The sequence below is a fragment of the Streptomyces sp. NPDC059853 genome (genome assembly GCF_042731495.1).
Classification (GTDB): Bacteria; Actinomycetota; Actinomycetes; order Streptomycetales; family Streptomycetaceae; genus Streptomyces.
Map to the genome: position 1 here is coordinate 1 of NZ_JBHWJL010000289.1, position 6,619 is coordinate 6,619.

A 6,619-nucleotide genomic window follows, 5' to 3' on the forward strand; every position below is an offset into this window, starting at 1 on the left:
GAGCAGGGGCCGGGGCCTCCCCGGGGAGGTCGGGGCGAGGCGTTCCCGGCGCCCGGCCCCGAGGGCCGGGCCCGCGCCGCGCGAGGGCAGCGGGTCCTCTCCCGGTCCGTCGTTCCGCCCTGCCGGCCCCGGCCGCCGGGCGGCGCGAGCCGTACGGAACCGGGTGCTGCATCGTCCCGGGCCGGGCCCGTCCCACCGCCCCGGCCCGGGCTGAACGGCCCCGGCTGCCGGGCGGCGCGGACGGTCCGACCGCGGGGGCTCCGTCCTCCCGGCCGGGGCCCGTGCTGCGCGGCGGCCGGGGCCGGGGGTGGTGGGACGGGTCAGGCGGCCAGGACGAGGGCGCCGATGCCGCTGGCCGCGCCGACCACCATGAAGACCGGCATCAGCACCTTGTTCTCCACCCAGGCACCGGCCTTGAAGCGCATGAAGGAGGGGGTGCCGACGGGGTACCAGCGACGGCCCTTGATCGTCAGCGGCCACAGCACGGGGACACCGGAGATGGTGAGGGCGTCACCGAAGTTGTGGACCATGGCGCCCAGCACGATGGGGATCCCCAGCCACAGATAGGGCTCGGCGAACAGCCAGGTGGAACCGTTGCCGGGCTCGTCGAGGACGGCGGCCAGGATCCAGGCGCTGGTGGCGCCGAGCAGCCACACCAGGACGTCGCTGGACATCCGGGCCATCCGCCACAGCAGCCCTTCCACGGCGAGCACCATGTGGATGAACAGGATGATGAGCACGGCCCAGCGGCCGAAGATCACGGCGGCGGCCGAGAAGCCGACGCCGATGAGCAGGGCCCAGACCCAGGTGTGGGTGAGGGTGCGGTGGCCGCCGGAGCGGCGCCGGTCGCGCCGGCCGCGGGTGGCGTTGTAGACGGTCACCGAGAGCTTGTCGATCAGCCCGGCCAGCCATCGGGAGGGTGGACCGAAGGCGCGGGAGATGGTGGCGCCCTTCTGGTCGAGGTCGGGTGCGAGGGCGGCGCCCGCGCAGATCAGTGTTCCGGCCAGCAGGACGGGCCAGGGCATCGGATGGTCCGCGGCGGCGGCTACCAGGCCCACCCCCAGCCAGGCCATCGCGCCGGACAGTGAATGCGCCGGTCCCATCATTTGGCAGCGCCCCCGCCTTCTACTCGTCGTCTGTGCAGTTCTGTTGGCGGCTCAGCGTAGTCCCATGTGATCTTGGGATGAGCAGCCGGTTGCGGTTTCACGGCCGGGTGCAGGCAGTATGGGATGGTGACCCTTATCGATCAGATGCCTGCCGACAGCGATCCCGATGCCCTCTTTGACGCGTTCTCGTCATGGGCCGAAGAGCGGGGGATCTCCCTGTACCCCGCTCAGGAGGAGGCGCTGATCGAAGTGGTCTCGGGGGCGAACGTCATCCTGTCCACGCCGACCGGGTCCGGCAAGTCCCTGGTGGCGGCCGGCGCGCACTTCGCCGCGCTGGCCCGGGACGAGGTGACCTTCTACACCGCGCCGATCAAGGCGCTGGTCTCGGAGAAGTTCTTCGACCTGTGCAAGATCTTCGGGACCGAGAACGTCGGCATGCTCACCGGGGACGCCTCGGTCAACGCCGATGCTCCGGTGATCTGCTGCACCGCCGAGGTGCTGGCCTCCATCGCGCTGCGGGACGGCGCCGAGGCGGACATCGGCCAGGTGGTGATGGACGAGTTCCACTTCTACGCCGAGCCGGACCGCGGCTGGGCGTGGCAGATCCCGCTGCTGGAGCTGCCGCAGGCGCAGTTCGTCCTGATGTCCGCGACGCTCGGCGACATGGCGCGGTTCGAGGAGGATCTGACCCGGCGTACGAAGCGCCCCACGGCGGTGGTGCGCTCCGCCACCCGTCCGGTGCCGCTCAGCTATGAGTACCGCACCACCTCGCTCACCGACACCCTCACCGAACTGCTGGAGACGCACCAGTCCCCCGTCTACATCGTGCACTTCACGCAGGCCCAGGCCGTGGAGCGGGCCCAGGCCCTGATGAGCATCAACATGTGCACCCGGGCGGAGAAGGACCAGATCGCCGCGCTGATCGGTAATTTCCGGTTCACCACCTCCTTCGGCCGCAATCTGTCCCGGTTCGTGCGGCACGGCATCGGGGTGCACCACGCCGGGATGCTGCCCAAGTACCGGCGGCTGGTGGAGAAGCTGGCCCAGGCCGGGCTGCTGAAGGTCATCTGCGGCACGGACACCCTGGGGGTGGGGGTCAATGTGCCGATCCGCACGGTGCTCTTCACCGCGTTGACGAAGTACGACGGCAACCGTGTCCGGGTGCTGCGGGCCCGGGAGTTCCACCAGATCGCGGGCCGGGCCGGGCGGGCCGGGTTCGACACGGCGGGCTTCGTGGTGGCGCAGGCGCCCGAGCACGTGGTGGAGAACGAGAAGGCGCTCGCCAAGGCGGGCGAGGACCCGAAGAAGCGCCGCAAGGTGGTGCGCAAGAAGGCCCCCGAGGGGTTCGTGAACTGGTCCCAGTCCACCTTCGAGAAGCTGATCGCCTCCGAACCGGAGCCGCTGACCTCGCGGTTCCGGGTCACGCACGCGATGCTGCTGTCGGTCATCGCCCGCCCTGGCAACGCCTTCGAGGCGATGCGGCGGCTGCTGGAGGACAATCACGAGCCGCGCCGGGCGCAGCTGCGGCACATCCGGCGGGCGATCGCCATCTATCGGTCGCTGCTGGACGGCGGGGTGGTGGAACGGCTGCCGGAGCCCGACGCGCAGGGCCGGATCGTCCGGCTGACGGTGGATCTCCAGGCGGACTTCGCGCTCAACCAGCCGCTGTCGACCTTCGCCCTCGCGGCGTTCGAGGTGCTGGACCCGGAATCGCCCTCCTACGCGCTGGACATGGTGTCGGTCGTGGAGTCCACCCTGGACGATCCGCGGCAGATCCTTGCGGCCCAGCAGAACAAGGCGCGGGGCGAGGCGGTCGCCGCCATGAAGGCGGACGGGGTGGAGTACGAGGAGCGGATGGAGCGGCTGATGGACATCAGCTATCCCAAGCCGCTGGAGGAGCTGCTGTTCCACGCCTACGGCGTCTACCGCAGGAGCCACCCCTGGGTCGGTGACCACCCGCTGTCGCCCAAGTCGGTGGTGCGCGACATGTACGAGCGGGCGATGACCTTCTCCGAGTTCGTCTCCGCCTACGAACTGGCCCGTACCGAGGGCATCGTGCTGCGGTATCTGGCCGGTGCCTACAAGGCTCTGGAGCACACGGTTCCCGATGATCTGAAGTCGGAGGACTTCCAGGACATCACGGCATGGCTGGGCGAGCTGGTCCGCCAGGTGGACTCCAGTCTGCTGGACGAGTGGGAGCAGCTGGCCAACCCGGCCGAGGAGGACGCGGAGCAGGCGCAGGAGCGGGCCGACCAGGTCAAGCCGGTCACCGCGAACGCCAGGGCGTTCCGGGTGCTGGTGCGCAACGCGCTCTTCCGCCGGGTGGAGCTGGCCGCGTGGGACCGCACCGCCGAACTCGGGGAGCTGGACGGCGAGGCGGGCTGGGACGCGGAGCGGTGGGCCCGGGCGATGGACGCGTACTGGGAGGAGTACGACGAGCTGGGCACCGGCCCCGACGCGCGGGGGCCCAAGCTGCTGAGCATCGAGGAGCGGCCCGAGGACGGTCTGTGGCGGGTGCGGCAGACGTTCGCGGATCCGGCGGGTGATCACGACTGGGGCATCACGGCGGAGGTGGACCTCACGGCGTCGGACGCCGAGGGGCGGGCCGTCCTGCACGTGGTGGACGTCGGGCAGCTGTGACCCCACCCGGCTGATCGCGCCGGTCATCGGGGAGGACACGGCGCCTGGTCCTTTCCGGGTGCGGGACGGGCGGCCCTGGCCTCGGTGAGGTGGCGCCCCAGCAGCGAGCGGTACCAGCGGACTTCGTCCGGGTCGGTGGCCCGCAGGATCTCCCGGATGCGTTCGGTGCGGGTGCCGCCCGGATCGGCCGGAAGCAGCGGCGGGCGCAGCAGGCGCAGCAGGGTCCGCTCCTCGGGGTCGGGGACCAGCTCGCGCAGGGTCGGCGGTTCGAGGACGGCGGCGGGCACGGCGGCCTTCTCCCAGGGTCCGGTGGCCTGCCGGGCCAGCAGGGCGGTGCGGCGGCCCCGCCATTTTCTGGGCCGCCAGTCCGTGCCGGCGGCCAGTGTCCTGCGCAGCCCGTCCGGGGCCCGGCCGCGCAGCAGGTGCGGGCAGTACCCGGCGAAGTCGCGCAGCTCACCGGCGGCGTATCGCCACACCAGCGCCCGGTAGCGGTTGAGATGGAAGCCGACGGGGCTGAAGCAGCCGCCTCTGGCCAGCCGGGTGAAGCGGGCGGTGCTGATGCCGAGCAGTGCGGCCCCGCCGGTGGCGTCGACCAGGTGGACGCGGTCCCGCAGCCCGGCCCGGGTGCGGCGGTCCCCGCGCAGCCGGTCGAGTGCGGCGCGCGGCACTCTGCGGCGCCAGGGCGGTGGGCCGCAGGGCAGGGTGGGCAGGGCGCCCAGATCGATCGCCGCCTCGAACTCGTGGCGGCGCAGGCCCAGTTCGCGTGCGGCGGTGCGGGTGCTCCGGGTCCATGCCCCGGTGGGCACATCGCCGGTCCGCGGCCGGGTGTCGTCCTCGCCGCCGAGCAGCGGCGGGGCCGGGGGACCCTCGTCGGGCGGGACCGGCGAGGGCTGGGCCGGGTGGGGGTGCGCAGCGGTCTTCCCGTGCTCGCGCTCGGTGACCGGCTCGGTGTGCTGCTGGGTGGGGTGGGGGGACATGGGGGCCTTCTTCCGTCACTCTGACTACGCTCTGTCATCAGAGTAGGCCGCGCCATCACCCAGCGCAACAATCCGTGCTGAGATCACTCCATGGAGTGACTACGGTGTCTCGCGGGCCGCCAGGCCCATGTGCTCGCCGACCTTGTTCACCAGCAGGGTCATCTCGTAGCCGACCTGCCCGATGTCCGCGTCCGAACCGGCGAGGACGCACAGACAACTGCCGTCGCCCGCCGCCGTCACCAGCAGGACGCCGTCGTCGAACTCGATCATCGTCTGCCGGACCCCGCCACTGCGGAAGTGCTCTCCGACCCCCTTCGCGAGGGCGTGCAATCCGGAAGCCACCGCTGCCAGATGCTCGGCGCTGTTGCGCTTGAGCCCCTGGCTGACCGACGTCACCAGTCCGTCACTGGACAGCAGCAGGACATGCCGCACCCGCGGCAGGCGCTTCACCAGATCGTCCAGCATCCAGTCGAGTGTGGTGCTCAGTGCCATCCCCAGCTCCCCCTTCTCGTAAGGCGACTGCTGTGTCAGCCTTCCCCAGGAAGAGGCCGTCGGCAACCACCTGATCGCAGCGCTATCCGGAAGGGACCGTACCGTTTGCCGTCGGGGACCGCACGCGCGGGTGCCCTCACCGGCATGCCATGAGGGATCTCACACCGTGACCGGCCGGTGGCGCCGCGCGGGCGCCACCGGGTTCAGCGCCCCAGTTCCTTGCGCCCCACTCTGCGCACCCGGCGGCGCTGCGCGGGGTCGAGCAGCAGATACGCCGCCGCCGGCACCCCGAAGATCACCAGGGCCGCGATCCAGAAGCTGGTCAGCCACCACAGCACGAGCCCCGCGGCGATCCCCGCGATCGCGACCTTGCCACCTGTCGACATCGTCCGTTTCCTCTCCGCCGCGCGGGACGGCGCACCGCCGCCCTCAGTTGAACGCACTCCCAGTGTCCCCCGTTCCGCCCCGGGCCGGACCCCCGCGCAGCGGCGCACCCACCGCATGCATGTGCGACAGCGCCTGCCGGTAGGAGTCGAGCAGCCCGGTCTCGGTGTACGTCACTCCCGCCTCGCGGCAGTAGTGCCGCACCAGCGGGCGCACCAGCCGCAGATGCGGACGGGCCATGCTCGGGAAGAGGTGGTGCTCGATCTGGTAGTTGAGCCCGCCCATCAGCCAGTCGGTCACCAGCCCGCCCCGCACGTTGCGCGAGGTGAGGACCTGGCGGCGCAGATGCCCCCAGCGGTCCTCGGGGCCGGGGATCTCCATGCCCTTGTGGTTGGGGGCGAAGACCGAGCCGAGGTGCAGCCCGAACAGCGCGTGGTGCACGAGGGCGAACACCACCGCCTTGCCCGGCGACAGCACGGCGCCCAGCAGCAGGACGTACCCCGTGAGGTGCGCGGCGAGCAGCAGCCCCTCGATCAGCCGGGGGCGCAGCCCCTGGCGCTCCCAGCCCTTGGCGGAGACGACCATCTGCACGCTGGAGATCTTGAGCGCGATCCCTTCCAGGAGCAGCAGCGGGAAGAAGAGCCGCGCCTGGTTGCGGGTGAGCCACCGGCCGAAGCCCTCGCGCTTCTCCGCCTGGTGCGCGGTCCACACCATGACCCCGACGCCCACGTCCGGGTCCTTGTCGAGGTGGTTGGGGTTGGCGTGATGCCGGTTGTGCTTGTCGTTCCACCAGGCCGAGCTCATGCCCAGGAGCAGGTTCCCGTGGACCAGCCCGATCAGCCGGTTGGCGCGGCGGCCGGAGGCGATCTGGGAGTGCCCGGCGTCGTGTCCGATGAAGGCGGTCCTGGTGGAGAAGAGGGCCAGCGGCAGGGCGAGCAGCAGCGTCCACCAGGTGTCGCCCAGGGCCACCATGGCGCCGACGACCGCCGCCAGCGCGAGCGCGTTGACGCCGATGCCGAA

At 71.5% G+C, this 6,619-nt stretch carries 6 protein-coding genes; 1 reads left to right on the top strand and 5 read right to left on the bottom strand.

Features of this window, described 5'->3' with window-relative positions; translation table 11 throughout:
• Positions 1 to 320: 320 nt before the first annotated feature.
• Positions 321 to 1,106, bottom strand: a complete 786-nt coding sequence (locus tag ACFV5N_RS22875) for a metal-dependent hydrolase (protein WP_385602931.1) — start codon at positions 1,104 to 1,106, stop codon at positions 321 to 323.
• A 126-nt stretch (positions 1,107 to 1,232) separates the two neighbouring features.
• On the opposite strand from ACFV5N_RS22875, the gene ACFV5N_RS22880 reads away from it, so the two are divergent.
• On the top strand, positions 1,233 to 3,746 hold the full coding sequence (locus ACFV5N_RS22880) for a DEAD/DEAH box helicase (RefSeq protein WP_385602934.1): 2,514 nt from the start codon (positions 1,233 to 1,235) through the stop codon (positions 3,744 to 3,746).
• Positions 3,747 to 3,769: 23 nt separating this feature from the next.
• Here the strand turns inward: ACFV5N_RS22880 and ACFV5N_RS22885 are convergent, their stop codons facing one another.
• The 4 genes from ACFV5N_RS22885 to ACFV5N_RS22900 form a co-directional block, all read right to left on the bottom strand.
• On the bottom strand, positions 3,770 to 4,723 hold the full coding sequence (locus tag ACFV5N_RS22885) for a DUF6397 family protein (protein ID WP_385602937.1): 954 nt from the start codon (positions 4,721 to 4,723) through the stop codon (positions 3,770 to 3,772).
• 99 nt (positions 4,724 to 4,822) lie between these two features.
• Positions 4,823 to 5,215: a roadblock/LC7 domain-containing protein gene (locus ACFV5N_RS22890; RefSeq protein ID WP_385602940.1), complete on the bottom strand. Its 393-nt coding sequence runs from the start codon at positions 5,213 to 5,215 to the stop codon at positions 4,823 to 4,825.
• A 203-nt stretch (positions 5,216 to 5,418) separates the two neighbouring features.
• On the bottom strand, positions 5,419 to 5,601 hold the full coding sequence (locus ACFV5N_RS22895; RefSeq protein WP_385602943.1) for a hypothetical protein: 183 nt from the start codon (positions 5,599 to 5,601) through the stop codon (positions 5,419 to 5,421).
• A 43-nt stretch (positions 5,602 to 5,644) separates the two neighbouring features.
• Positions 5,645 to 6,619: fatty acid desaturase family protein (locus ACFV5N_RS22900; RefSeq protein WP_385602946.1), on the bottom strand; the 975-nt coding region annotated here is incomplete at its 5' end.